Origin of the sequence: Paenibacillus sp. oral taxon 786 str. D14, assembly GCF_000159955.1 — a bacterium.
Taxonomy (GTDB): domain Bacteria; phylum Bacillota; class Bacilli; order Paenibacillales; family Paenibacillaceae; genus Fontibacillus; species Fontibacillus phoenicis.
The window spans coordinates 139,409-140,508 of sequence record NZ_GG695980.1; the positions used below are offsets into that span (position 1 = coordinate 139,409).

Genomic DNA, 1,100 nt, shown 5'->3' on the forward strand with positions numbered 1-1,100 from the left:
GCCTTCGACTGATTAAGCAGTCAAAGGCTGTCTATTGTATTGCATTGAATTTTTCGTTTAACGTATCACCACATGTAGGATCTGGAACTGAGTCATATTAAGATCGGCTGTCATCAAGTAGTTCATAAGCCAGTGCGGAACCTTTACAAAAGTTTCATTTAATTCAGCCATCAGACATTGTCCATCCCTCCATTTCCACGCACCCTACTTTAAACCCATTCCAAGAAAATACAAACCAACGAGTCCCGCAGCCATATTGAGCCACCCCAATGCCTTCCCTCTGATCTTAAGGAGTCTTAGAATTGCAGCAACCGCTAAGGATGGCAATAAAATGTACATAGCTAGCAGCTTTATTAATTCCATTCCCAGCAAGTTAAGTGTATTGTCATTAGGGATAACATCCAATATTTTCACCCTCGTAGTCGAATTATTTCGACATTTAGGAGAAATATCCTTTTGAGCATGAAAAAAGCACCTGTTAGGGTGCTTTAATATGTTCCATCTCTAACTAACCTACCTTTAGGTGTTGGATGAAGCGACTCAAACCAAATAATTCTTATGTTGTTTTCGTATTTAGGATGAGTGTCTCCGCCCGTTGTGAACGCTCCCCGACCGATCCATAACAACCCATTCTTTTCGAGTTAATGAATGTAGTAAGCTAGTTCCTTTGCATGATTAGCAGGATCTTCTTCATCAAGCAGTCCGTGAAAATCAGATAATTGCTGAACTTTTCCGGTTACTAGCTGGCTCAGAATCCAAATTTGTTCTTCGTTTATTTCCACTATTTTCGTCTCCCAACCTCATATTTCGACAACAGGAAGGATTGCCCTTCTTTTACATAGAACTTTCTTCCTATGAGAGGAGGTGAGTAGTAGCATGCCGAATCAGCACATTGTACCGCACAAAGACGGCTGGGCTGTAAAACCAGAAGGTAGTAACAAACCGACGAAAGTAACCGATACTAAACAAGAGGCTGTAAAAATTGGTCGGCATATCGCGAAAAACCAAGGCACAGAACTAGTGATTCATGGTAAAGATGGTAAGATTCAATCTAAAGACAGCCATGGTAGAGACCCTTATCCTCCAAAAGGATAAATAGC

At 40.9% G+C, this 1,100-nt stretch carries 2 protein-coding genes; one reads left to right on the plus strand and one right to left on the minus strand.

Annotated features, from left to right (window positions below; translation table 11 throughout):
- Positions 1 to 641: 641 nt before the first annotated feature.
- The gene (locus POTG_RS23945) at positions 642 to 782 is read right to left on the minus strand and encodes a hypothetical protein (protein WP_157259343.1); all 141 of its coding nucleotides are present in this window, start codon (positions 780 to 782) and stop codon (positions 642 to 644) included.
- 94 nt (positions 783 to 876) lie between these two features.
- On the opposite strand from POTG_RS23945, the gene POTG_RS14315 reads away from it, so the two are divergent.
- Positions 877 to 1,095 carry a DUF2188 domain-containing protein gene (locus POTG_RS14315; protein ID WP_036645538.1) on the plus strand — a complete coding sequence of 73 codons (219 nt, stop codon included), beginning with the start codon at positions 877 to 879 and terminating at the stop codon, positions 1,093 to 1,095.
- The last annotated feature ends 5 nt before the right edge of the window (positions 1,096 to 1,100 follow it).

What these genes read in the sequence shown, in the direction of transcription:
- POTG_RS14315 (WP_036645538.1), top strand. Translation starts at nt 877, where the DNA reads ATGCCGAATCAGCACATTGTACCGCACAAAGACGGCTGGGCTGTAAAA.